At 65.1% G+C, this 23,104-nt stretch carries 23 protein-coding genes and 3 tRNA genes; 19 read left to right on the top strand and 7 right to left on the bottom strand.

What is annotated here, in order from left to right; translation table 11 throughout:
- The first annotated feature begins 180 nt into the window (after positions 1–180).
- Positions 181–1,524, top strand: a complete 1,344-nt coding sequence (locus IPM18_01530) for an L-lysine 6-transaminase (protein ID MBK9118270.1) — start codon at positions 181–183, stop codon at positions 1,522–1,524.
- On the opposite strand, the gene IPM18_01525 is transcribed toward IPM18_01530, so the two are convergent.
- Positions 1,513–2,361 carry a hypothetical protein gene (locus IPM18_01525; protein MBK9118269.1) on the bottom strand — a complete coding sequence of 283 codons (849 nt, stop codon included), beginning with the start codon at positions 2,359–2,361 and terminating at the stop codon, positions 1,513–1,515. The genes IPM18_01530 and IPM18_01525 overlap by 12 nt on opposite strands.
- Before the next feature lie 395 nt (positions 2,362–2,756).
- Here IPM18_01525 and IPM18_01520 point away from each other — a divergent pair, with 395 nt between their 5' ends.
- The 8 genes from IPM18_01520 to IPM18_01485 all read left to right on the top strand — a co-directional run bounded on the left by IPM18_01520 (position 2,757) and on the right by IPM18_01485 (position 9,737).
- Positions 2,757–3,695 (top strand): hypothetical protein, encoded by a 939-nt coding sequence (locus IPM18_01520; protein ID MBK9118268.1) that lies wholly within the window; start codon positions 2,757–2,759, stop codon positions 3,693–3,695.
- Positions 3,696–3,991: 296 nt separating this feature from the next.
- Positions 3,992–5,017: a hypothetical protein gene (locus IPM18_01515; protein ID MBK9118267.1), complete on the top strand. Its 1,026-nt coding sequence runs from the start codon at positions 3,992–3,994 to the stop codon at positions 5,015–5,017.
- The gene (gene galK / locus IPM18_01510; protein ID MBK9118266.1) at positions 4,980–6,161 is read left to right on the top strand and encodes a galactokinase; all 1,182 of its coding nucleotides are present in this window, start codon (positions 4,980–4,982) and stop codon (positions 6,159–6,161) included. Before IPM18_01515 ends, galK begins: the two co-directional genes overlap by 38 nt.
- Positions 6,162–6,171: 10 nt before the next feature.
- Positions 6,172–7,191 (top strand): anthranilate phosphoribosyltransferase, encoded by a 1,020-nt coding sequence (gene trpD, locus IPM18_01505; GenBank protein MBK9118265.1) that lies wholly within the window; start codon positions 6,172–6,174, stop codon positions 7,189–7,191.
- A gap of 123 nt (positions 7,192–7,314) precedes the next feature.
- Positions 7,315–8,151, top strand: a complete 837-nt coding sequence (locus IPM18_01500) for a TraR/DksA C4-type zinc finger protein (GenBank protein MBK9118264.1) — start codon at positions 7,315–7,317, stop codon at positions 8,149–8,151.
- 100 nt (positions 8,152–8,251) lie between these two features.
- Positions 8,252–9,013 (top strand): signal peptidase II, encoded by a 762-nt coding sequence (locus IPM18_01495; protein MBK9118263.1) that lies wholly within the window; start codon positions 8,252–8,254, stop codon positions 9,011–9,013.
- 44 nt (positions 9,014–9,057) lie between these two features.
- Positions 9,058–9,132, top strand: a tRNA-Pro gene (locus IPM18_01490).
- A 383-nt stretch (positions 9,133–9,515) separates the two neighbouring features.
- Positions 9,516–9,737: a hypothetical protein gene (locus IPM18_01485; GenBank protein ID MBK9118262.1), complete on the top strand. Its 222-nt coding sequence runs from the start codon at positions 9,516–9,518 to the stop codon at positions 9,735–9,737.
- A 125-nt stretch (positions 9,738–9,862) separates the two neighbouring features.
- Here IPM18_01485 and IPM18_01480 read toward each other — a convergent pair.
- A tRNA-Tyr gene (locus IPM18_01480) sits at positions 9,863–9,945 on the bottom strand.
- A gap of 184 nt (positions 9,946–10,129) precedes the next feature.
- Positions 10,130–10,597: an SsrA-binding protein SmpB gene (smpB, locus tag IPM18_01475; protein ID MBK9118261.1), complete on the bottom strand. Its 468-nt coding sequence runs from the start codon at positions 10,595–10,597 to the stop codon at positions 10,130–10,132.
- A gap of 74 nt (positions 10,598–10,671) precedes the next feature.
- On the opposite strand from smpB, the gene IPM18_01470 reads away from it, so the two are divergent.
- From IPM18_01470 to IPM18_01460, 3 genes are all read left to right on the top strand, one after another.
- The gene (locus tag IPM18_01470) at positions 10,672–11,304 is read left to right on the top strand and encodes a sigma-70 family RNA polymerase sigma factor (protein MBK9118260.1); all 633 of its coding nucleotides are present in this window, start codon (positions 10,672–10,674) and stop codon (positions 11,302–11,304) included.
- Positions 11,305–11,313: 9 nt separating this feature from the next.
- Entirely contained in the window at positions 11,314–11,976 is a 663-nt protein-coding gene (locus tag IPM18_01465) for a hypothetical protein (protein ID MBK9118259.1), read from the top strand.
- Positions 11,977–12,073: 97 nt separating this feature from the next.
- Positions 12,074–14,245, top strand: a complete 2,172-nt coding sequence (locus IPM18_01460; protein MBK9118258.1) for a hypothetical protein — start codon at positions 12,074–12,076, stop codon at positions 14,243–14,245.
- Between the two features lie 81 nt (positions 14,246–14,326).
- Here IPM18_01460 and IPM18_01455 read toward each other — a convergent pair whose 3' ends face one another.
- From IPM18_01455 to thiL, 3 genes are all read right to left on the bottom strand, one after another.
- Positions 14,327–14,530 carry a hypothetical protein gene (locus tag IPM18_01455; GenBank protein MBK9118257.1) on the bottom strand — a complete coding sequence of 68 codons (204 nt, stop codon included), beginning with the start codon at positions 14,528–14,530 and terminating at the stop codon, positions 14,327–14,329.
- Between the two features lie 149 nt (positions 14,531–14,679).
- The gene (tsaE, locus tag IPM18_01450; GenBank protein ID MBK9118256.1) at positions 14,680–15,171 is read right to left on the bottom strand and encodes a tRNA (adenosine(37)-N6)-threonylcarbamoyltransferase complex ATPase subunit type 1 TsaE; all 492 of its coding nucleotides are present in this window, start codon (positions 15,169–15,171) and stop codon (positions 14,680–14,682) included.
- Positions 15,168–16,118, bottom strand: coding sequence for a thiamine-phosphate kinase (gene thiL / locus IPM18_01445; GenBank protein MBK9118255.1), 951 nt, complete (start codon positions 16,116–16,118; stop codon positions 15,168–15,170). The genes tsaE and thiL overlap by 4 nt, the downstream gene beginning before the upstream one ends.
- Before the next feature lie 202 nt (positions 16,119–16,320).
- On the opposite strand from thiL, the gene IPM18_01440 reads away from it, so the two are divergent.
- From IPM18_01440 to IPM18_01420, 5 genes are all read left to right on the top strand, one after another.
- Entirely contained in the window at positions 16,321–17,811 is a 1,491-nt protein-coding gene (locus tag IPM18_01440; GenBank protein ID MBK9118254.1) for a DUF1570 domain-containing protein, read from the top strand.
- A gap of 102 nt (positions 17,812–17,913) precedes the next feature.
- Entirely contained in the window at positions 17,914–18,669 is a 756-nt protein-coding gene (locus IPM18_01435; protein ID MBK9118253.1) for a CPBP family intramembrane metalloprotease, read from the top strand.
- A 137-nt stretch (positions 18,670–18,806) separates the two neighbouring features.
- Positions 18,807–19,793 carry a hypothetical protein gene (locus tag IPM18_01430; protein ID MBK9118252.1) on the top strand — a complete coding sequence of 329 codons (987 nt, stop codon included), beginning with the start codon at positions 18,807–18,809 and terminating at the stop codon, positions 19,791–19,793.
- A 98-nt stretch (positions 19,794–19,891) separates the two neighbouring features.
- Positions 19,892–20,479 carry a hypothetical protein gene (locus IPM18_01425; protein MBK9118251.1) on the top strand — a complete coding sequence of 196 codons (588 nt, stop codon included), beginning with the start codon at positions 19,892–19,894 and terminating at the stop codon, positions 20,477–20,479.
- 103 nt (positions 20,480–20,582) lie between these two features.
- Positions 20,583–20,678 (top strand) — tRNA-Sec (locus IPM18_01420).
- A gap of 59 nt (positions 20,679–20,737) precedes the next feature.
- Here the strand turns inward: IPM18_01420 and IPM18_01415 are convergent.
- On the bottom strand, positions 20,738–22,159 hold the full coding sequence (locus IPM18_01415; protein ID MBK9118250.1) for a DASS family sodium-coupled anion symporter: 1,422 nt from the start codon (positions 22,157–22,159) through the stop codon (positions 20,738–20,740).
- Here IPM18_01415 and IPM18_01410 point away from each other — a divergent pair.
- Both IPM18_01410 and IPM18_01405 read left to right on the top strand, forming a co-directional pair.
- A complete protein-coding gene (locus tag IPM18_01410) occupies positions 22,158–22,622 on the top strand; it encodes a heavy-metal-associated domain-containing protein (protein ID MBK9118249.1) in 465 nt (154 codons plus the stop codon). The genes IPM18_01415 and IPM18_01410 overlap by 2 nt on opposite strands.
- 42 nt (positions 22,623–22,664) lie before the next feature.
- On the top strand, positions 22,665–23,030 hold the full coding sequence (locus IPM18_01405) for a metal-sensitive transcriptional regulator (protein MBK9118248.1): 366 nt from the start codon (positions 22,665–22,667) through the stop codon (positions 23,028–23,030).
- The last annotated feature ends 74 nt before the right edge of the window (positions 23,031–23,104 follow it).

The following is a 23,104-nucleotide window of genomic DNA, read 5'->3' as shown; positions in this document are numbered from 1 at the left end:
TACCGGACCTGCCCGCGTGGTCGCCGCGTGGCTCGGCCCTCTCCTATTATTGGCTGCCGAAGTCGTGTTGCGCAAGAACCGACAATCGGGACAGGCGGGGGTTCCGCTGCCGGACGGATTTCGGCACAATGCAGGGTCCGGCGGAACGATCGGCCGGCACCAGCGACAGGAGAACGCTTCATGGCCCTAACGCCCGTCCACTCCGCCGTATTGCCCCACGAAGCCCTTGATGTGCTGCGGCGTCACCTCCGCGTGGATGGCTTCCCGATCGTGCTGGATCTCGAAGGGAGCCGCGGCAGCCGCATCCGGGACGCAGTCACGGGCGTCGATTACCTTGATTTCTACTCCTATTTCGCCTCCTACCCGATCGGCTACAACCACCCGCGGCTCCACGACCCCGATTTTCACGCCCGCCTGCTGCCGGCGGCCATCACCAAGCCCGCCAATTGCGACATTTATAGTGTCGCGTATGCCGAGTTTGTACGCGCGCTGGAGGAGGTCGGCGGGCTGCCCGGCATGGAGCACTTCTTCGTGATCGACGGGGGCGCGCTGGCGGTCGAGAACGCATTGAAAGTCGCCTTCGACTGGAAGGTCCGCCGCAATCTGGCCGCCGGTCGGGGGGAACTCGGCCACAGAATCATCCACTTCCGACAGTGTTTCCACGGCCGCAGCGGGTACACGCTTTCGCTGACCGATTCGCATGATCCGCGCAAGACGATGTACTTCCCCAAGTTCGATTGGCCCCGCGTGCTCAATCCGAAGATCAATTTCGCCCTCGCCGAGCCGGAACGCACGGCGGATGTGGTGCGCCGGGAAGCCGAGTCCCTGGCCGCGATCCACGCCGCGCTGGCAAAGTATCCGCATGACATTGCGGCCGTCATCATCGAGCCGATCCAGGGCGAAGGCGGAGACAATCATTTCCGCCCGGAATTCCTCCGCACGCTGCGAACCCTTTGTGACCAGCACGAAATGCTGCTGATCTTCGATGAGGTGCAGACAGGGTTCGGCATCACGGGGCGCATGTGGGCTTGTGAGCACTTCGGCCTGCAACCGGATGTGCTGTGCTTCGGGAAGAAGATGCAGATTTGCGGGCTGATGGCCGGGCCCCGGGTGGACGAGGTGCCCGACAACGTCTTCCAGCTCGGCTCGCGCATCAGCTCGACATGGGGCGGCAGTCTCGTGGACATGGTCCGCGCGACGCAACTGCTCCGGATCGTGCAGGAGGAGGATCTTGTCAACCATGCGGCCGAGAGTGGCAGCTATCTGCTGGAACGGCTGCACGAGCTCGCTGCTCAACATGCCGCGGTGGCAGGGGTGCGTGGCCGTGGACTCATGTGCGCGTTTGACCTGCCTGACGGCGAGTATCGGAAGCGGGTCATCGACGCGTGCTTCGATCGCAAGATGCTGATTCTGCCATGCGGTGAGCGCACGCTGCGTTTCCGTCCGGTGCTCGATGTCGAGACCGCCGAGCTCGATCTCGGGATTCACATCCTCGATGAGGTGCTCCAAGCGCTATCCGCCTGAAGTGTTGTATTCATCCGGAGCCGGGGCGGTATCCGAAGAAGGGGGGGCCTGCACCCCCGGGACATACGCGCCGGGCAGGTGCGGCTGAGGATCGAACCCCAAGCCGGCGGCGGCGTAGCGCGCGGCGAACTCGGGCAGATTGCCTGCCGTCACGAGATGCGTGGGAATCGTGCGATTGGTACCGGCGGCCTCGGGCCGGAGAGTCAAGGCAACTGCAAGTTCGGCGACCACAGCGCCCACTTCCGTATCCAGCGGTCCGACCAGTGCGGCAGCCATGCCCGGCTGCTCGGGTGTGCCCAACTGGGCCCACAACACGGGAGCGGCCGAGAGCGTAGCAAAGCGGAAGCCCGTGTTGATCTCACGAAGCTCGCGCAGCCATCCGGGCGGGGCGTGCAACCACGGGGCCGGATCGAGTGTCACAAGAACACCGCAATGCCGGAACAGGTCGAGGGCCTCCGCGATCACCTGCATCTGGGCCTCGATACTGTCGCCCGCGTGAAACTCGCGCAACAGTGTGAGTGTGGCCGACCGCTCGGCCGATCGAAACCTACGGTGGGCCTGCGTGGCGACGGGGCTGACACCTTCACTGTGTACGAGCACGTAACTGCGGCGCTCACCGGCGATCTCCGCCAGCGCGGCACCGAGTTGTTCGGCGGCCAGAGCGACTTCAATCTGCACATGCCGCGTGGCTCGGGGGTCAGGTGCTTCCGGCCCAAAGGTTACGGTGAGGGCGCCGCCTTCCTGCAGTCGCCGCAGGGCATCGTCTGCGCTGGTTGCGTTCTCGACGTACAGGCAGATCACCGCCGGTTGGCGGCGGATGGCGGCGTCGACCGCCACAGCAAAGTCATCAGCCGCCGGTCCGGCAGGGCTTAGAAATTCGGCGTGGAGCAGGGGGGCCCGCTCCAAGGCCGCCCGGGCGCCGGCGTGGATGCCCGCTGCTTGTGCATGGCCCGAATAAGGTCCTATAAATACAATCTTGGAGCCCCTTTGCTGAGAGAAAGAGGGCTCTTTCCGGTCACAGGCCGCAGTGGTGAGGAATGTCAGCAATCCACAGACGAGCCATCGGTGCCAATGCGGCGTAATAACCCCGCAATTGTGCTTGGGGTGGTTGGGCTGCCGGTGGGCGTAGATCATTGAGTCTCCGTGCCACCCCGATTTGCCGATGGCGGTATAATAACGCAGGAGTGTCGCGAGGGAATTCTCGCGCCCAGTCAGCGATTCGGAGGCAGGCGATGCGCGCAGCACTTCTGACGAGCTTGTTGTTCAGCGGTCTGATGGTCGTGCCCGTGGCGTGGTCGCAGACGTCAACGACTACCAACAGTACGACAACCAATTCGACTACTGACAAGGCCGACCCCGCGACAGGTACGCCGTCCGAAAACGTTGGTGGTGGCCGCATCTCCGCGCGGGCACCAGGCACGTGGGTACGAAATGCCCTGAATCGCCACAGCGAGTTGCACGCGGACCGACTGGGCAGCGCGCGCAACGGCGAGGCCAGTCAGGAATCCCAGCAGCGCTTCGGGACAGGGAGTGGGACGGGCACTACCACCTCCGGTTCAGGGCTCGATCTCCTGAGTCTCGCGTCAAACTTTCTCAGTGGCGGCGGGTTGCAGTCCCTGACCGGTACGGGCGGTCTCGGCAGTCTGCTCGGCTCTCTCACCGGCACCGGCAGCACGCAGACAGGCACCGCGCAAAGCGGTAGCACAATCGACCCGACGACCGGACTCGACACCAGCGGCATGACACCAGCCGAACTGGCGGCGTTTCAGGAACTGCTGCGCCTGCAGCAATCCCAGGGCAGTTCGCAAAGCACGCTGAAGACGATCAACACCACCGGCACGGTGGAGACCAAGGTTGCTGACCGCGCGCAGACCACCCAGCAGCAGACTGAAACACCTTTCCGCATTCGCTGGTCGAATGCGATGCTACAGACGCTCTTCACCTCGTTGGCGGTCGGCTTGCAATCCAATGCCTTCATCGAGGTGCTCAAGGACGCGCTGCGTCCGATCATGTTGCCGCCGGCCAATACGGATAACACCAATGGCACGGACAACGGCGGCACGGGTGGCAATGGGAACAACGGTGGCTCGAACGGCGGGGGCAATGGCGGCGGGATCGAGGACCTTCCTCCGACCAACCCGGGCAATAACGATGGTGGTTCGACGTTATAGCCAACGTGCCCCAGTGCAAGAAGAGTGCGCGAATCTGGCCACATCCCGGATGCCCCATGGCACTGTGATGGGCAGCACATCTGAAGTGTTCGTTCGTACGGCCTGACATTTCCGGCCGGTCGACAAATCCGAGTTGCGGGCGTTGCCTTCGCTGGACTATGCGTGCGCGCAGCCCGATGGATGGAATGTGGCCGGATGGGGCCGTGGCCCAGTAGCCAACCAGGCGAGCCCCGCGCTGGCGCCTCCTAGTTTCGTAGTGCATCCGGCGCGCTCCTGCGAGGTGTCCCATGCTTGACATGTCTGTGGGAACCGTGAAACTGCGGCGGGTGGCGACTACGGTGCTCGTGGTGACGCTGCTTGGTGCCGCGGGGGCCTGCATCCTTGGGGTCGTGGAATGGATCGGCCATGGTAACCGGGGACTGGGCCTGGCGCTGGCGGGCAGCGGTCTCGCATGTCTGCTGTTGGGGGTGCTGCTGTATTGCCAGTTGCTGCTGATCCTCAAGTTTGTGAGCTACTGCTACCGCGCCTATGACACGCTGTTGGAGTCCACTGACCTGCTGCGGCGGCAGGAGACCCATGTGCGGCTGATTGCCGACAACAGTTCGCTCTCGGACTGGGCCAAACGGCTGGTCTACCGCGAAAAGGATTATGAGTTCGTCCGCGATACGATCCAGAGTGCGCTTGTGCGCCAGGATTGGGAACTTGCCGAGCATCTGATTCGCGATCTGGGCGAGGAGCTCGGCTACCGCGATGAGGCGGCCTATCTCGACGAACGGCTGGAGGAGGCCCGCCGGTCTACGACCGAAGAACGGGTGGCAGCGGCTGTGCATCGCTTTCGCACGTTGTGTGGAGAGCGGAAATGGAGCCAGGCACAGGCAGAATTTGAGCGCATGGCGCGGCTGTTCCCGGACAGTAGCGCCATTGCCGATCTACCGCAGGAGCTGGAGGAGTGGCGCAGCGAGGTGAAGCAGCAATTACTCCGTGAATATGACGAAGCCGTCCGCCACCATGACATTGACCGTGCTCACGCTCTGCTCTACCAGCTCGACCAGTACCTGGTGGCGCAGGAGGCCGAAGCCCTGAAGGAATCGGCCCGCGGGGTGTTCAAGGCCCGCTTGGAGCGACTGAAGACCCAGTTTACAATGGCGGTTTCGTACCGCCAGTTGCCCCGCGCGATCGACACCGGGCAGCAGTTGGTGCGCGAGTTCCCTAACAGCGGCTACGCCCAAGAGATTTCCAAGCTGCTTCCGATTCTCCGGGAGCGCGCCAAACGACAGAGCGGACATGCCACAATCGCCACTTCAGGGGTCGTCGGTTCATGAGGCCTTCGAGCATCATTTCGCCCGGCCCCCCAGCGTGCTGGCCCGCGCCCCGGGGCGCGTGAACCTGATCGGAGAGCACACCGACTACAACGAGGGCTTCGTGCTCCCCATGGCCCTCGAGCAGAACACTTGGGTGGCGGTAGCCCCGCGTAGGGACGACCGGCTCCGTGTGGTCGCCATGAATATGGCCGGCGCCTGTGCGGAGTGGCCGCGGGATGCCTGGCAACGCGAAACCCTCCCGACCTGGACAGCGTACATCGCTGGAGTCGCCGTGCATCTGCAACGGCGGGGCGCCGTGGTGCCGGGGGTGGATGTACTGATTGCGAGCGATGTGCCGGTCGGGGGCGGTCTGTCGAGTTCCGCCGCGCTGGAGGTGGCCACCGCACTGGCACTGGGTGCGCTCGCTGAGGCCATCCCGGAGGGGACGGACCTGGCGGATCTGGCCCGGGCTGTGGAGCACGAGTTCGCGGGTGTACCGTGCGGGATCATGGACCAATACGTCAGTGTTCTTGCACAAGCCGACCACGCCTTCCTGCTGGACTGCCGCAGCCGCACATGGGAGCACATTCCACTGCGACTGGGAAGTGCCGTTGTCCTGGTGATCAATTCTGGTGTTCGCCACTCACTTGCGGCCGGAGAATACGCGCTCCGACAGACGCAGTGTCGCGCGGCGGTCAGCTATTTCCAGCGCCTTGATCCCAAGATTCGTGCTCTGCGCGACGTATCTGTGGGCTTGGTGCCCGCGCATGTGGAAGCACTGCCGCCGGAGGTCTTCCGGCGGGCGCGCCACGTCACCACCGAGGATGTCCGGACCCAGGCCGCGGCCCGCGCGTTGCAGGCCGGGGACCTCATCACCCTCGGCCGGCTGATGGTCGCGTCGCACGAATCCCTGCGGGATGACTACGAAGTTTCGTGTGATGAACTCGACCGGCTCGTAGCGATTGCGCGGGCCGTGCCGGGGGTCTATGGCGCACGCCTGACCGGGGGCGGCTTCGGTGGCTGCATTGTCGTGATTGCGGAAGAAGCGGCGCTTCCCGCGATTGAATCCGCAGTTCGCACGCAGTACGACGCGGCGGGTTTCGGCCCGGCTCATCTTACACCAACCCGCCCCGGCCCGGGCGCTGCGCTGGTGCACTGCGATTGAGGAACTGCGCATGACCCTGTCGGAAGTGCTGAGCCATCTGATTGCGCGCCGCGACCTGACCTTGACCCAGGCGCGCGAGTTGTTCGAAGCCCTCATGAACGGTGCGCTGGACGAGCCCGGCATGGCGGCCATCCTGGCGGCACTCGCCACCAAGGGAGAGGCCGTCGCCGAGATCGTGGGCGCCGCCGAAGCGATGCGCGCGCGCGTGACTCCGGTCCGCGTGCCAGCCGGTGTGCCGGCGATCGACACATGCGGTACGGGTGGCGACGGCCAGCCGGTCTTCAACGTCTCCTCCACGGTCGCGATCGTGGCCGCCGCCGCCGGAGCCGTCGTCGCAAAGCATGGCAATCGCAGCAACGCGCGACCGAGCGGATCGGCGGAGGGCTTGGCCGCGCTGGGTGTGCAGGTGGAGGCGGAGGTCCCCGTCCTGGAGCGCTGCCTCGCCGAGGCCGGGGTGGCGTTCCTGTATGCGTTGAAATTACATCCGGCGATGAAGGCGGCCGCCCCGGTGCGACGTGCCCTTGGCGTGCGGACGATCTTCAATCTCGTGGGCCCCCTGACGAACCCGGCCGGAGTGCGGCGACAACTGCTGGGTGTGAATCGTCCGGAACTCGTGGAAACGATGATCGGCGCACTGCGAAACCTGGGTGCGGAGCGGGCCATGGTCGTGCATGGGCTCGACGGACTCTGTGACCTGAGCTTGTCCGGTCCGAGTCTCGTAGGACGCTGGGATGGGCACCAGGTACGGGTTGAAACCGTGGACGGTAGCGTCATCGCGGCACCACCGATTGCGACCGAGGAACTGTACGTTGCATCGGCCGACGAGAGTGCAGCGCGGATCCGGGCTGTGTTGGCGGGGATGCCGGGGCCGGCGCGAGAAATGGTAGTCTTCAACACGGCTGCGGCGTTGTGGGTGGCGGGACTCGCCGAGGGCTGGGATGATGGCGCAGCTCAGGCACGGGCGGCGATCGATGCGGGCGCAGCGCAGGCCACGCTGGAACGCTGGATTCGGGTCTCGCACGGGACTTAGCGGTTTGACAGGCACGGGGGAATCGCTATAATTGATGGGCTCGGATAGCTGTTTCAAGTTCCAGCGCCACAAGGGATTAGGTGTGGCGAGGACTAGCCCGTGCGGGCTGTCGGGAGCGTGGCGGTGGCCAAGAAGACCACGAAGAAAGTGGGTCCAGCGGCAGGCGCGAAGGGCGGCAAGAGCGCGAAGCGCTCGGGAGCGCCGGGTGCCACTCCTGCGAAACGCAGCAGCCCTGCCCGCCCCAAGGCCGTCAAAGCCAAGACTCCTGCAAAAGCAGCTCCTGCCAAAACGAAAAGTAGCCCGGCCCGCGCTAAGGCGGCGAAAAAGGCCGTGAAGCCCAAGCTCACGGCCAAGCCCCACGCTTCCCCGGGAACCCAAAGCAAGGCCGCCAAGGCAGTTGCCCCCAAAGCCGCCGCCAAGCGCGTGGCCAAACCGAAGCCGGCTCCGAACAAACTCCGCGCATCGCGGGAAGCAATTCCTCCGAAGAAGATCCTTCCGCCGCCGGTGCCCCACCTCGATGAGGAGGCCGATGGCGATGAAGAAATCGTACTCGCCGCGCCGGTTGAATCGCCCCTGACGAGTCGCGAGCGCGAGCAGTTCCGCCAAATGCTGCTCGAGAAGCGCGCGGAAATTCTGGGGAACGTCACTACGCTGCATCGCGAAGCCGTCAACAAGGATCGCGCGGATGCTGCCGGGGACGTTTCCGCGATGCCGATTCACATGGCCGACATCGGCTCGGACAACTACGAGCTCGAGTTCACCCTGGGGCTGATCGAAGGGGAACGCGCGATCCTCCGCGAGATCGAAGAGGCCATCGAGCGCCTCGACAAGGGAACATACGGCGTGTGTCTCGCGACCGGAAAGCCGATCGGCCGAGCGCGGCTGAAGGCCAAGCCGTGGGCGAAATACTGCTACGAATACACCTTGGCCCAGGAAAAGGGCCAGATCCGCAGGTTCTAGTTTCTTGGCTGATCCCACTTCGACGATCCCGCCGCAGGCACCGGAGGGTGGCGCCGCAGGTTCTGCGAGAGCCGCCCAATCCACAGCCGGTGCGTCCACCTTGGAAGGTAGTGCGATTCGACACCCGGGGGCGCATGTGGTCCTGTGGCTGGTCGCGGTGGTCGGCTTGGCAACCGATCTGATTTCGAAGGAGTGGGCGTTTCACACGCTGCGGCAGGGCGGTGACGAGGTTGTGATCCCACACCTGCTGGAGTGGCATACGACTTTTAATCCCGGCGCGCTCTTCGGGATCGGCCAAGGTCAGACGGAACTCTTCCTGGTCGCGTCCGGGCTGGCGCTGCTGCTCGTGCTCTGGATGTTCTGGCAGAGCGGCCCGCGGCAATGGCTCGTGCATATTGCACTCGGCGCGATCGTTGCGGGGGCGCTCGGCAACTTCTATGACCGCGTCTTCGTACGTCTTGTGCCCCAGGTCGTACTGACGGCCAACGGTCCCATGCCACTGTATTTCGAGGTCCGCGCGGAGCCGGAGAATGGGGTGCTCGTGCTGACGGAGTATCCCGCCACGGCCGAGTCACTCGTACGGCATGTGTCGCTGGAGCGGCAGGACGAACTTCCGCGGCCGGTGGGCTACGTGCGTGACTTCATCAAGATCCCCACGCGCTGGTTCGGGGGCCGCGAATTATGGCCATGGGTTTTCAACGTAGCGGACATGCTGCTGGTGGGAGGCGTCAGCGTGCTGGCGCTGCGGATGCTGCTGGAGCGAAAAGAGCAACCGGTGGTGCGGGCGGGCGCGCCTGGTGTACTGTTGAGTCGCGATCCCGAGCCGGGGGACCACGCTGGGCCGGAACGGGAATCATCTTGACCGCCAGGGACGTGCGGCCTATGGTGGTACCTTGCTGGATACGCCGGGGCGTGGCGCAGTCTGGTTAGCGCGTCTGCATGGGGTGCAGAAGGTCGCAGGTTCGAATCCTGTCGCCCCGACTTTTGCTCAAAACGAGCCCTCCGGCCAGCAGGTCGAAGGGCTTTCTCTTTTGTATACAAAGAGTTACGTCGCTCAGAGTGCGGTTCAAACTCACCGCGTCGAGGATCTCGCGCCGCGTGGCGTAGTTTGAACCGCGCCAGAGATCGATCGCGCGCTGGGCGAAATCGAAGAGGGCCATGGCCCGGTTGATGGCCCCCTTGTCCAGCCGCGTGACCCCCTCCAGGGCCTCGGTCACCCGGGCCATGTCACCCTTCAGGTCGTCGGATTTGGCCCGCAACGTGGCCTCGTCGATCGTGCCGGCGAGGTACGCATTGAGCAGCCGGTCCTGCATGTTCTGGACTTCGCTCAGCCGCTTCGTGAGCTGCGCGGTCTGCTGCGCCTGGTGCGACGCGAGGTCCGCGAGGATCAGGGTGAGCGTCTTGCAGATCAGGTCGCGAACGCCGCCGGGGCCGATGCGCAGCGTCGCGAGATCGGCCAGGATGGCCTCTTCGACGTCGGTCTCACGCCAGCGGAGCCGCGGATGGCCCGGCGGCGGGGCGTTGTTGGCGCAGCGATAGTAGACGTGCTCGTTGACGCCGCCGTCCTTCAGACCATTCACCACTAGCGCAACCAGTACGGCGGCATGAATGCGCAGGGATGGCCACGGCCACAATGAGGTCACTTAACTGCACGGCATCGCACATTTCAGAATGTGGCAGTAAGTGCTGCAGGGGGGAGGATTTGTGATAGTGGGCGCGGCTGGATTCGAACCAGCGTAGGCATACGCCAACGGGTTTACAGCCCGTCTCCTTTGGCCACTCGGACACACGCCCGTAACAGCTCCGAATCGGCCGGTGGCTGACTCGGGCCGCCGGCGGTGCCACCGTAAGGCGCGGCGGCACAGCGAACGACGAATAGTAGCTATTTCACCCCTGGGCTGCAAGGCGGAGAGCGGCAGCGGGCGCACCGCGGGACGTGAAGCAGCGGGCACCGTCGAGGTCAAGAAAACCGACGCGATCAGCGGCGGCGGCGGAGTTCGCGGTCGATGTCGCGGCGCTCGTCCCGCTGGCGGATCGTATCGCGCTTGTCGCCATGAGTCTTGCCGCGGGCAAGGGCGAGCTCGATCTTGAGCGTGCCGCGCTCGTTGAAGTACATTTCGACCGGGACGATGGTCAGACTCTTCTGCGTAACCTTGGCAGCCCATTTGCGTAATTCGCGGCGGTGGAGCAGGAGCTTGCGGGGCCGGGTCGGGTCGTGTTGAAAAGAAGGCCCGGCATGGGTGTACGGCTGTATATTGCAGCCGATGAGATAAAGTTCAATCCCGCGGAAGTGGGCGTAGGCCTCTTCGAGTGAAGCCCGGCCGGCGCGGACGCTCTTCACTTCGGTGCCGAGCAGTGCGATCCCGGCCTCGATGGTTTCAAGCAGGTCGAAATTATATCGGACCTTGCGATTGAGGATCCGAGGTGGTGGTGGACGGTCAGCCATAGGGAAGGTAAATTTAGAGAGCGGCGGTCCTTGCTGCAACTGTCCGGGGTGCTGTTGGTACAAGGTGGTGGCGTTTGGAATTCGAAGCGCATGAGTTGGCGAGCCCGATGGCCAGGACCGACGAAACGCGGCTGGTGCAGCGCGCCAAGCGTGGAAACGCGGACGCCTTCCGGCAATTGGTGGAGGCGTACAAGGACCGCCTTTTCTCGTTTGTCTGGCGGATCATCCGCAACCACCACGAGGCCGAGGACATCTGCCAGGCGGCGTTCGTGAAGGCCTACGAAGCACTTCGGAGCTATGACGCGAAGTACGCCTTCAGTACGTGGCTTTTCACGATCGCGTATCGCCTGTGCCTGAATCACCTGCGGAAGCGCAAGACGGTCGGCACCGAAATCGACTTTGCCCGTGTGGACGGGCGGGCAGAGGATGTGGCCAGCACCGTGGCGAACACGGAAGAGGCCCGGCGGATGCGCCAGGTCATCTGGGCGGCCGTGGGCGAATTGAAGCCCCAGCAACGCGCCGCGGTGGTGCTTTTCTACCGCGAGGGCCATAGCTGTGAAGACATCGGCTTGGCACTGGACATCCCGGCCGTGACCGTGAAGAGCCACCTGCATCGTGCCCGGGCCCGGCTGCGGGAGCTGCTGAATGAGGAATTGCTTGGCCACGCGGGTGTGATCCGGTTTCTCCAGGACGAGCGGCATGCGTGAGTGGAAGATATGAACTGCGTGGACTGTGAACAGCTATTCGACGCCTACCTGGACGGCCAGTTGGCTGGTTCGTTGCGGTTGGAGTTCGACGCGCACCGGCTGCGGTGTACACGCTGTCAGCAGCAGTTGGCGCTGTTGGAGTCGCTGGGCAGCGTTCTGGCGACTGACAGTGAAGTCCCGGTGCTGTCGGGAGACTTCACGGATCGCGTGATGGCCCACGTACAGCGGCCGCGCCGTTTCCTGCGGCTGCCGTTGCGGACGACGGTGGTTTCTGCGGCGATCGTGCAGGCGGCGGCGGTGCTGGGATTTGCGGTGCTGTGGAATCGTCCGGGTGGGTCACCGGCGCAGAGCGGGGCGGGGGCGTCGACACGGATCACGGATGTCGTATCCCTCGAGCAGGCCGTGGATCCGGAGTATCAGGCGATCCATGAGCTGATCGTGCGTGGTGTGGAAGAGTACGTGTACGACATGCACGCCGCGGGTCAGAAGGTCACGATGGACCTTGCCAATCTGGCGCGGTACCTGAACATTGCACTCCCGGAAGATGTTGCCCGTGAGACCACGCGCTTCTCGACAGCGGACCCGTGGCAGTTGCTATGGGGGCCGCTGCAGCCGCAGCAAGCCCCTGAGCCGGCACCGCCGACGGGTGGCGATCAACTCATCTCGCTTTGATTCAAGTTTTGTGGGCATGGTTGGCGGCGCAGCAAGACGCGCTGCGGCAGGCGCAGCGCGTCGGGTTGCGGACGGTGGTTCCTTGCTGATTGACAACATGCTACGTAGCCGTGGGGCCGTGACCGGCACATTCCGGCGGGAGTGCAACCACGGAGTGGCCGTGCTTCTGGGGGCGGTGTGTGCAGTGGGGCTTGGGGTGGGCGCAGTGCCGACATGGGGGCAGGGCGGTCTGGCCGACCGGGTGCCGGCGGATGTCGGGTTGTATATCGAATTGCGAAACGCGGCGGACCTGATCGCCCCGCTGGTGGAGCCGGAACTATGGCTGAGTGTTGCCGCCTTGGCGGGGCAGCCGGCGAAGCTGCCCGACACCGTGCAATGGCAGGAGCGGGTTCGTCAGACACTGGGCATGATGCCAGCGCAGGCCGTGCAGGTGCTGTTCGCGCGGGAGGCGGCCTTTGCGGCGGCGTCGCTGCGTGATACGCATGATGCCGTGATCCTATGCCGGCCGAGCGAGGCACCCCGCGACCTGGTGGCGCGCTGGAATGCCCAACCGTTACCGATGGCGGGACGGACGGCGGTATACCGGTTGCCCAACAACGTCGGCGTAGCGGTTCACGATGAACTCCTGGTGTTTGGGGATCTGGCAGCGCGGGGTTTGTTCGAACGCGTCGTAGCACGGCTGGATGGGGCCGAGGGGGTGGCGCTGGCGGATGACGAGGTCTTTCGCCGGTTGAGTGCGCGGGCGCCGCGGCGATCGGATGGCATGCTGTTTGCGCGCACGGGTGCGCTGGGTAGTCCGCTGGTCACCGTGGGTTCTGACCCGGCGGAGCCGAGCGGGGCTGACGCTGCGGCTGTCACGCAGCCCGCCACGGCACCTGGGGTGGCAGAGTCCGCCGCCACCGCGCCGGTGCCGGCCACGGGTACGCCGGCGTGGCCGGATGTGCCACGCATACTGCGTGGGTCGCGGCATTTCCTGCTGGCCCTGGAGCGCGATGGGGCGTTGCTGCGCATCAGTGCGGTCGGCGATGGGGTAGTGGGGGTGCGGCCGGCTGACCATGGGCTGCGCACAATCACGGCGAAGCTGCCTGAGCGTACCCTGTTGTCGTGGGCTGGACGACTGGACTTGGCGGCGCTCGCAGCGCGGGCGCTGGAATTGCCCGAGGGCAGCGTGCTGCGCGTGGCGTACGAAGTTCATCAACGTCCTGGCACGGTCGAGCGACTCACGGAGGCCCTGGACGCCTCGGTTTGCCTCGCTGTGGGCGTGGTGGCGCCGGGGGGACGTACGCTCGCGGCGCCGCCGGTGCCGGCGGTCGCGGCGATTCTGGGTACGCGTGACGCTGCGACGGCGGAACGGGCCTGGAGCGATCTCTTTCACCACTCACTGGCGGTTTACCGGTTGCTGGCACTGACACTGCCGAATTCTCCTTCCGTCCCCGATGTGGAAACCCTGGTATTTGATGACGTGCGGGTCGAACTGCTCAATCTGAGCTTTGTGTTGGGACCCACCCCGGATGCGACGGCGCTGGGAGAGTTGCACTTATGCTGGGCGATGCACGAGGGGGCGCTGATTGTCGCCTCACATGTGGACTGGTTGCGGCAGATCGTACGAGCGCGCCAGGGGCACGGCGCAACGCTTGCGCCTGTGCTGGAATTGGTACGTGGCGGCGCCGCAGGCCGAGAGGAAACCGTCATCACTGCGCAACTGGGACCGGTGGCGGATCTCGGTCAGATGTGGATCGAATGGCTGAACCGAGTGGCGCCAGCGGTATTGCACGAAAACTGGTGGCGGAACTACCAACCCGGGGGGGGCCAGGTTTCGCTCGGCGTGCAGGTCATCGTCGATGTTGAGCAGCGCCGCCTGCGCATACATTCGGTCCATCCCGGGGGACCGTCGGATGGCGTTCTACGGACCGGTGATGCGATTGTTGGGATCAATCGGGTGCGTTTCGCAACGGACGATCCGGTGCGGGAAGTGCGACGGGGCCTGGCGCTACGCCCCGATGCGCGGTGGGTCGATCTACTGGTTGAGCGCGAACGGCGCGTGCTGGCGCGGCGCGTGCGTCTGCCCTTTGTCGATCCGGTGGAAACGCTGCGGCGTCTGATTGCTGCGGGTTCGCTTCTTCAGCGGGTCGTTTACATCGACGACGTACCCGATGCATCTGGGAGTCGCGGTCAACTCACGCTCGAGATGCGACAGGGGGCGAAGCCACTGATCGACTTCGGGCAACTCGGAGTGGACCCGGGGGACGGTCAGCCCACGAAGGAATGAGGGCGGAATCTGACGTGCAGGAAGCTCCCGCGCGGCTGCGGACGACCCCCTCCGATCGGTTATACCGCAACGCGGCCGTGCTTAGGGAATGTAATAGCGTGTCAGGCGGGTGGACTTCTTGTTCATGATGACGAGGTTCACGTCATCACCGAGCGCCCGCAGGTCGATTTCCATCCGCTGTGTGGCGTCGGCCCAGTTCTCCGCACCGGTCCGGGTCATCGTTGCACAGCCCGTGAGGAGCGTTGCACCCGCGGCCAGAAGCCCGATCAGAAGCCAATTTCGCATAGGTCACCTCGTACTGCCGTGGGAGTCCGATGCACGCCTCGGCTCCGATGGAGGGGCCCACCGGCCACTCATGTGTTTAGTTTTGACTGAGCAAGGTGACCTGTCAACCGGCTGCGGAGCGACTCGTGGGTCGGGGGACGGGTGGGCTGCTACGACTGTGTAAGTTCCCACCCCGCGCACAGCTCGGTAAGCCGACGAGCATCAGGCCAAGCCACAACCGCCTGACGGGTGCGGTCGGGCATGTGCCCCAGCGCGATGCGGCAGGCCTCGGGCGGGATCAGTTCGGGCACGCGATCGGCCCACTCGATTGCAACCGCACCGAGCGGATCCTCCCGCAGGTCTTCGAAACCAAGTGCGACCAGTTCGTCGGCCCCACTGAGTCGGTAGGCGTCCAAGTGGTACAGCCGGAGTCGTCCGAGGTATTCGTGTACCAGGACATAAGTTGGACTTGCGATCGGCTCGTCGGACGGGACCCGAATGCCTGCGGCAACGCCCTTGATCAGGTGTGTCTTGCCGGAACCCAGCAGGCCGGTGAGGGCGAGGACGTCACCGGGTTGCAACAACTCACCGATGAGACGTCCCAGGCGCAGGGTGGCGCCGGGGTTGGGCAAGACCAAGCTCCATGCCTGATCCACGGTCACCGGAAATGCTCCCAGCCCATTTCAGCGACGGGTGTGGCGCGGCCATCGTGTTCGATGAGTTGGATGCCCTTCCCAGTCACGCACCGGCCGATGGGGAGTAGTCCCAGTGCTCGACAGGAATCTGAATCTGCAGTGGGAGGCAGGGCCAGCAGCAGTTCGAAGTCCTCGCCGTCGTGCAGGGCGTGTTCGCGCGGTGTTCGATGATCCTGTGCTGCGAGTGTGTGGGCATCTGCATGTAGGGCACAGTCGAGTTCGGTGGCCACCAATTCGGCGCCGCAGCCGGAAGCTTCGAGTAGTCGGCCGAGGTCGATGGCGAGGCCGTCGCTGATGTCCATCATGGCGGTCGGGTGCAGGTAGCGGGCGAGCTCAGCGGCCAGGGTGACACGCGGCTCGAAGGTGAGATGCCGACCCAGGATCGAGCCCCCGAGTGGGCCGCTGACCCAGAGCAGATCGCCGGGGCGCGCGCCATTGCGGCGCACGGGTGAAACATCGTCCCATGGGGTTGCGAAGACTGTGATGCTGATGACCGCGGGGTGGGTCCAACTGTTAGTGTCACCACCGACGATAGCACAGCCGAACTCGTGACCAAGGTCGGCGATTCCGCGGTGCAGATCGAGAAAGGACCCCGGGGGCAGGTCGCGCGGCAGGGCGACGGAGCAGAGGGCGGCGACGGGACGCACGGCCATGGCGGCACAATCGCTGAGGTTCACGGCGAGCGCCTTGCGACCGATGAGCTGCCAGGGGTGGATACGGGTGTCGAAGTCGACCCCATCCATCACGGTATCGACGGTGGCCAGGAGCATGGGCTGAGCACAGATCTGGGCCATATCGTCGCCAAAGGGGATCTCGGACGCCGTCTGGGCGGGTGTCCCTGAATAGAGGAGGTCGCGGAGGGCTTGGACGAGGGCCCGCTCGCCAGGCATGTGCGCGCCGGGCGGTGGGATCATGGCACGATCTGTGGAGGACTCGGTCACAGGCAGCTCGGTCGGGGCAGGCGGGTGCCGTCAGTCGCGGAACCGTTGTGCGATTTTGGTTGCATGCGGAGCAAACACCGCAATAATGATATACGAAGCTATCCCAGGTCCGCATCCGGATCTGGAGGTGGCGTGTTTCACGAAGAATCAGCAGTTCGATGCGACAGGTGCAACGATGAAATGGATGCTCTGGGGCGGCGGGCGGATGGCCTTGGTTGTGGCACTGATGCTGTGCATGCCGATGGTGGTATTTGCCCAGAGCAAGGAAGGGGACTACCGCATCCGCCTGCATAGCGGTCGGATTGTCGAGGGGAACGTCACAGAACGCCAGGACGGCACGCTCGAAGTGACCACGAAGCATGGCATCATGGTCATTGTGAAGGCGAACGAGATCGCGGAACTGGTGCCGCTGGGCCAGGTCCACCGGCCGGATCGGACCGTCGTGACCCGTGACCCGGCGGGCGCGTCAACGGGTGCGGCGGAGCGGGCGCGTGCGATTACCGACGAGGAGATCGAAGAGATTCTCTCCGGCATCGTTGCGCTGGTGGACGAGAGTGAGGGGGCGCGCGACCCGCGCGACCTGCTGGCGCCGTTGCCGGTCGATGAAGATTCGGTCCGCGACATGATGCTGAAGGCGGGTTATACGTGGAAAGAAGGCGTTCCAATCGAGCAGCAGGATAACCTGCTCGTGAATGAGTACTACGTGATGCTGTACACCGGGGCACGGGATTCGGCGCGGCAGCTCCTGGGGCGGCTGAACACGGTGTGGCGCTGGAACGCGCGGTACATGTCGATGCTGGAACTGCCGGTGCACCAGCCGGAGTCGAAGCTGGAAATCTACTTCTTCGGCACCTACAAGGAGTTTGAGTCGTACTCGATGTCGCGCGGCAGCCCGGTTTCGCCGGGTGTCCTGGGTTACTACAACCCCGAATGGAACCGTTCGCACTTTTACGATCTGATGACGTGGCCATTCATCGCCCCGCTTGTGGAGCAATTCAAGAATCCACAGATTCCGTGGCGCGAGCGACAGTATGTGCAGAACCGCATTCGGCGCTACGTCGAGTACGGCAACCAGGGCACCGTCCAGCACGAGATCGGTCATCACATTCACTTCAATATCGGCCTGTTCCCCCGGGACGGTCTGAAGCGCGAAGCGAGCATCCCGATCTGGCTGGTCGAAGGCACAACCATGATGTTCGAGGTGCCGCCGGGCGGTGGCGGGGCCAGTCTCGGGGCGATGAATCACGAGCGGCTGTTCCAGTTGCGGCAGATGTTTGGTTGGGAGCCCCTGACCCCCGAAATGTGGAAGTTGTTCCTGATCGACAACGCGTATTGGCGCGGTGCCGGTGGCTGGGGTGAAGGAGCGTCGTACCCGCTCGGCTGGATCATGGTGTACTACCTCTACCGGGAGCACCGTCCGCAACTCGCGAAGTATGTGCAGCGCGTTTTTGGCCGCGAAGAGGCAATGACCAAGACGGAGCTCGAAGCGGAGTTGGCCGAGTGCTTCGGCGTGCTGGATAAGAAGTGGTTTGACCGCTTCTACATTTTCATCGACCGGCTCGAGCTCAAGCCCTCGCTGGTCGGGCCGACCGACGAGGATGCGGCGCGGCAGCAGAACCTGGAACGGCGCTCGGCGGGTGGCGGACGGCGCGCTTCGCGCGGTTAACACCGTTCGAGCGTCCCACACGATGCGCCGTACCCTGCGGGGTATGCCGGACCGCGGGGGCACCGGGTGTCTGCCGGGCCGATCGGGCGTAGGATAGGGGGGATGGGCACGGCGCGACGATTCGTGGCACTGCTGCTGACGGGGTCTGCCGCACGCGCGCGGTGGCGGTTTTACATCCGGTCGACCTGGCGGCCTTTGCACGCGCTGGTTTTCCTGCTGCCATGGGTGCTGCTCTATGAAGTGACGGCCGGGCAGATGATGGGCGGAGCAACGGGGACACTGCTAGCGCACACACTGGTGAACCGGGTGCTGGCCTGGGTGGGGCTGGTGGGGGCGTGGCTGCCGGCGGCAGTGCTGGTCGCAGTGCTGCTGTGTGAGCACATCGTGCGGGGAGATCGATGGCAGGTGCGGTGGTGGGCGCTGCCGTGGATGGCGCTCGAGAGTGCGCTGCTGGCGGTGCCGCTCCTGGCGTGGAGCGCACTGCTGGGGCCCGGGTCAGAAAGCAGTCTGACGGTGTGGTCGGCGCGGCTCGTGCAGGGTCTCGGGGCGGCACTCTACGAGGAATTCGTATTCCGGTTGCTGCTGCTGACGTTCCTGGCGTGGTTGCTGTTGCAGGTCGTAGGGTTGCCAAGGCAGGTAGCGCTGATGGGCGCGGTGGGTTTGGGAGCACTGGTCTTCGCGTGGTGCCACTTCGATCCGATAGGGGTGGACGTATTCACTTGGCGTGCGTTCTGGTTCCGGCTGGTAGCGGGGGTGTATTTCGGCTGGCTGTATGCGGTGCGCGGGTTGGGTATCGCAGCCGGGGCGCACGCGGTGTATAACGCACTGGTGGTCACGATGTGGGTGCCGGGAGGATAAGCGATCATGCCGGGTAAGGTGCTGCCGGGGTCCAGGCAGGAGTGGCTTTGCTTACCGGGATCGCGGTCAACAGCGGCGGGGCGGGCTGTCCATTCCGCCGGGTCGATGTTGCGGGTCATCGGTGGAGGTGCGTGAGGATGGTCATCAAATCCGCCGGAAGTGACGATGCGCCGGCCGTACGGCTGAAGAGGTTCTTCCTGAAGGGCCTTGTCTGGTCGCTGGCAAGTTGTGCGCTGCTGGCAGTTTTCCTGCTGCTGCTGGGTGAATTCAACGACTTCACCGGGCGGGTGCTGGGCACGCTCCTTGCGCTCGCGGTACATAGCGGGCTCGCGTTGGCGTGTGCCGCCGGGCTGGAGCGGAATCTCTGGCCGGCGCTGAATCGTCTTGCGTTGGGCTTGTTCGCTGCGGCATTTGCGCTTTACATCGGATGTCTGTGGTGGCCGTATGCCAGTTGGGAGCGGTCGTTTCAGGCGGCCGGCACGACACTGCTCCTGGTAGCGGCGTACATCGTAGCGATCCCTGGGGCGACGCTGGTCGACCAGGGGCGCGACCGCCAGCTTGGGGTAGCAGCGCTGGTGGCGGCGGGCTTGGCGGCGGCGTTGTCGATCACGTGCATCTGGGGTGAGGACGTCGATGCGATCTGGTTTGCGAAACTGACGGCGATCGTGTGCCTGACCGCGTTCACGCTGGCTGAAACCTGCCTGCTGGTACGCGTGCCGCACGGCGGCTTGACGGGGGTGTTGCGGATTGCGACCGGTGCGGCGGCGTGGCTGCTGCTCGGATTCATTGCGCTCATGATCGTGACGGAGACGGTCGAGGAGCTGCCGTTTCGCATCGCGGGTTCGCTCGGGGTGATCAATGCGACCGGCGCGATTGCGTTGCTCATCCTGCTGCGGTTGCGGCGGGTTGAGCGTGGCGACCAGTTGGCGACGGTGCCTGCGGAACTGGACTTGATCTGCCCACGCTGCACGGCACCGCAGCACGTCAGCACGGGCGACAGCCGCTGCAGCGCCTGTGGCCTTGGCTTCCGCATCGAGGTGGAGGAGCCACGCTGCCGGAAGTGCGATTACCTGCTATGGAAGTTGCCGGAGCGTCGTTGCCCGGAGTGCGGTACGGAGTTCTGAAGGGGTGCGGTCCGCAGCGTTGTTACCAGCCCGTTGCGCCGGGACGGCCGTGGCGCGCCCATACTCGACCCGGCCGGGCACAAGGAAGGAGCCCCCGTATGAGTCGCCCCACTCACCACACGCCTCGCAGGCATTGTCGCGCCTCCTATACCGCTCGAATCGGCGCCATGGCGCTGGTCGCGGCTTGGGCGGCCGGTGGGAACGGTGAACCGCCTGCAACACAACCGGTCATTGCACCGGCGGCGCTCGTGGCATGGAGTGGCCCCCAGTGCAACGTCACGGAGCGCGCCACGCTGCGGATCGATGCCCACGACGCGTGGGTAGCGCTCTGGCGCCGTGCCCTGCCCGATACCAGCCCGCGGGATCACCTGGAACACCCACTCGTGCCGGAAGTGGACTTTGGCCGGTGCACGGTGCTGGCGTGTTTCGACGGGGCCGGCTGGAACGCGAACGGTCTTGTGCTGGTGAGTGTCGAGGAACTGGAGGCCGTGGTACGCGTGCGGATTGACAAGCGGTCCTACCAGACGTCGGGGATGGGGCCGGGCGGCGGCCGCGTGCCGGTGACCCCGTACGGCCTTTTCGTCGTGCCGAAACTGCCGCGGGATGGGCGGCCGGTGGTGGTGGAGCAGAACGTTCAGAACCTGATCGGCGGGCCGGCGGTGTGGCGCGAGCGGGCGCGCCTGTAAGTGCGAGCTGGAGTTGTGCTTGTCAGCGCGGGGCGGGGGGTCTACGCTGGGAGTGTGGCCGGCATGCGGGCCGCGCCCGTGCGGGCGGCGGTGGCCGGTTGCTGGGAGTGTCCGTGCGCCTGGTGGGCACCGCGGCCTTCAAAGCCGTTGAGGGGTCGCACCCGCGATCCCTGGTGGGTTCGATTCCCATCCACTCCCGTGCGGGCCGATTGACACTGCCATAGTGAGCCGGCGGACTGCCTGTGTCTGGGCCGCCGATCACGCCGGGCGCGGGAGCCAGGGACTGACGACCGCGAGTGCGGCCATCAGGACGGCGAGGCCAATCGCTGAGATCAAGGTCCCTACCAGCACCATGTCGCGCGTGGAGACCGTGCGCGTGGCGAAGGCGATGGCGTTGGGTGGCGTGCTGATAGGCAGACTCATCGCGAGGGTGCAGCCCAGCGCCACGGCGACGGCGCCGAGTTGTGGCGACAGCATGGTGATTGAAGTTGCAATCGGGATGAGCAGGTTGGCGGCCGAGGTGTTGCTCATGAAGTTCGACAGCACCAGCGCGACGCCGCACAGCAGCAGCAGGACGAGGAAGATCGGCAGCAGGTGGAAGGGAATCTGCTCGACGAGCACGCGGGAGAGACCGGATTCGTGCATGGCGACGCCGAGGGTCAGGCCGCCGGCGACCAGGATGATGACGTCCCAATCCAGCTTCTTGAGATCCTCACGGTTGATGATGTTGAAGGCGGGGAACACCGCGACAGGCAGCAGCGCGACGACCGCGGCCGGGATGCCGTGCAGCGGCTGCGTGAGCCAGAGCAGGATCGTGGCGGTGAAGGTGGTCACCACAATCGCGAGAGCCGGGGTCACTTCAAGCGTGGCGGGGAAAGTGATCTCGACGGCTATGGCACCCGGACGGAAGATCAGCAGCAGGGTGCCCCAGAGCAGCAGCAGCAGGATCGCCGCGAGGGGGAAGCCGAACAGCATCCACCCCAGGAAGGTGATGGTGTACTCCGGGCCGAGTTGCTGGAGCACACTGGCCGCGACGGCGTTCGGCGGCGTGCCGATCAGGGTGCCCATGCCCCCGATGTTGGCGGCGAAAGGTACCGCGAGCACGAGCATCTTGCGCACCGGTGACTCACGTTCGAGATGTCCGAGCAGCGGCGCGACGATGGCGAGCATCATCGCGGCCGTGGCCGTGTTCGACATGAACATCGAGAACAGACCGGTCGTGAGGATGACACCCAGCAGGAGGGAGGCGGGGCGCGTGCCGAACGGGGTGATGAAGGCGCGCGCGAGACGGATATCGAACCCGTGTTTCGTGGCCGCCTGCGCGAGGATGAAGCCGCCGAAGAAGAGCACCAGGACGGGGCTCGCGACGGGGTTGATGAAGTTCTGCCAGGTGGGAACTTGCCCCTCCCCCGGATCCGCCGGGCTGCCGAGCAGGTAGACGGACAGCACGATCACCACGATGGACGTGGCGAATGCGGGGATCAACTCCGTGACCCACAGAGTGGCCGCTGCTACAAAGATCACGAAGCATGTGCGTGCCGCCGCAGCGTCCAGACCGGGAATCGGCAGAAACACGGCCAGCGTGGTCAGCGCGATGCAGAGCGCTGCACGCAGTGCGACGCCCCAGCTCAGATCGATGACGACACTGCGCCGGGTGAACTTGACGCTTACGGTCCGCATGGCACCAATCCTCGCGCGGATCGCGGTGGCACAAGTTCCCGGTCCCGACCGCGAAAACACCGGACAATACCGCGGCCCGGCCCGGCTGCAAGCGGTGGACGGCCGGGTGCGGATCAGGTGTGCATGCCGCAGCGCGGCCGGTGCACGGGTCGCCCCGGCGTGTGTGGACGAGGGCGGTGTGACGCGCCGTGGGCGGACTGGACTATATACCCTATGGGGGTATAATCCGGAGGAGGCCGAGATGGATGTGATGATGAATGCCAATTTGGTGATCGAAGGGATGTCGTGTGAGCACTGTGTGCGACAGGTGACCAGGACGCTCGAGGCGGTCCCGCAGGTCGTGGTGCGCAACGTGCGAGTTGGGAATGCGGAGATCGGCGTGCCGGATGAACGTACGGCTACGTTGGCCGCCGAAGCGGTTGCCACGGCGGGCTATCCGGCCCACGTGGTGGCGCGGGACTGAGTCGTGCGCGGTTTTGAAAGTCACGAGTGCCAGGAGTTCGAGATGCCCCCGAAAGAAACGCAGGCGGCCCTTTCTGTGCCCGCGTGCGGCTGTGCGATCGCGGAGGGGGCGGGGGGGGCGCGCAAGGCCGTCGGCGTCGATCCGGGCATCAAGGCCGCGAACCTCGTGCGCCTGCGGCGGGCCGAGGGACAGGTCCGCGGCATCATCCGGATGATCGAGGAGGATCGCTACTGTGCCGACATCATCACCCAGGTGACGGCCGTGCGCGCCTCGTTGCACGCAGTTGCCCAAGGGCTGCTACAAAACCACGTACGGCATTGTGCGCATGCGGCGCTGAAGAAGGGTCCGGACGAGGCCGCGGCGATGACGGCGGAGCTACTAGCGCTGCTGGCGCGTATGGCGCGCTGAATTGCAGAACGAGCGCGAACCGGAAGGCCGAGGGGTCCGGGGCCCAGCACGGCACGGTGGCGCAGGGTTATCGA

Source organism: Phycisphaerales bacterium (assembly GCA_016716475.1).
Classification (GTDB): domain Bacteria; phylum Planctomycetota; class Phycisphaerae; order UBA1845; family Fen-1342; genus JADJWG01.
Note: the sequence above shows the minus strand (reverse complement) of the source record. Positions and strands in the feature narration are given on the sequence as shown.

What these genes read in the sequence shown, in the direction of transcription:
- IPM18_01415 (MBK9118250.1), bottom strand. Translation starts at nt 22,159, where the DNA reads ATGCGGACCGTAAGCGTCAAGTTCACCCGGCGCAGTGTCGTCATCGAT.
- galK (MBK9118266.1), top strand. Translation starts at nt 4,980, where the DNA reads ATGCCACAATCGCCACTTCAGGGGTCGTCGGTTCATGAGGCCTTCGAG.
- IPM18_01465 (MBK9118259.1), top strand. Translation starts at nt 11,314, where the DNA reads ATGAACTGCGTGGACTGTGAACAGCTATTCGACGCCTACCTGGACGGC.
- IPM18_01520 (MBK9118268.1), top strand. Translation starts at nt 2,757, where the DNA reads ATGCGCGCAGCACTTCTGACGAGCTTGTTGTTCAGCGGTCTGATGGTC.
- IPM18_01435 (MBK9118253.1), top strand. Translation starts at nt 17,914, where the DNA reads ATGGGCACGGCGCGACGATTCGTGGCACTGCTGCTGACGGGGTCTGCC.
- IPM18_01430 (MBK9118252.1), top strand. Translation starts at nt 18,807, where the DNA reads ATGGTCATCAAATCCGCCGGAAGTGACGATGCGCCGGCCGTACGGCTG.
- IPM18_01515 (MBK9118267.1), top strand. Translation starts at nt 3,992, where the DNA reads ATGTCTGTGGGAACCGTGAAACTGCGGCGGGTGGCGACTACGGTGCTC.
- IPM18_01410 (MBK9118249.1), top strand. Translation starts at nt 22,158, where the DNA reads ATGGCACCAATCCTCGCGCGGATCGCGGTGGCACAAGTTCCCGGTCCC.
- IPM18_01460 (MBK9118258.1), top strand. Translation starts at nt 12,074, where the DNA reads ATGCTACGTAGCCGTGGGGCCGTGACCGGCACATTCCGGCGGGAGTGC.
- IPM18_01530 (MBK9118270.1), top strand. Translation starts at nt 181, where the DNA reads ATGGCCCTAACGCCCGTCCACTCCGCCGTATTGCCCCACGAAGCCCTT.
- thiL (MBK9118255.1), bottom strand. Translation starts at nt 16,118, where the DNA reads ATGATCCCACCGCCCGGCGCGCACATGCCTGGCGAGCGGGCCCTCGTC.
- smpB (MBK9118261.1), bottom strand. Translation starts at nt 10,597, where the DNA reads ATGGCTGACCGTCCACCACCACCTCGGATCCTCAATCGCAAGGTCCGA.
- IPM18_01440 (MBK9118254.1), top strand. Translation starts at nt 16,321, where the DNA reads ATGAAATGGATGCTCTGGGGCGGCGGGCGGATGGCCTTGGTTGTGGCA.
- trpD (MBK9118265.1), top strand. Translation starts at nt 6,172, where the DNA reads ATGACCCTGTCGGAAGTGCTGAGCCATCTGATTGCGCGCCGCGACCTG.
- IPM18_01455 (MBK9118257.1), bottom strand. Translation starts at nt 14,530, where the DNA reads ATGCGAAATTGGCTTCTGATCGGGCTTCTGGCCGCGGGTGCAACGCTC.
- IPM18_01425 (MBK9118251.1), top strand. Translation starts at nt 19,892, where the DNA reads ATGAGTCGCCCCACTCACCACACGCCTCGCAGGCATTGTCGCGCCTCC.
- IPM18_01405 (MBK9118248.1), top strand. Translation starts at nt 22,665, where the DNA reads ATGCCCCCGAAAGAAACGCAGGCGGCCCTTTCTGTGCCCGCGTGCGGC.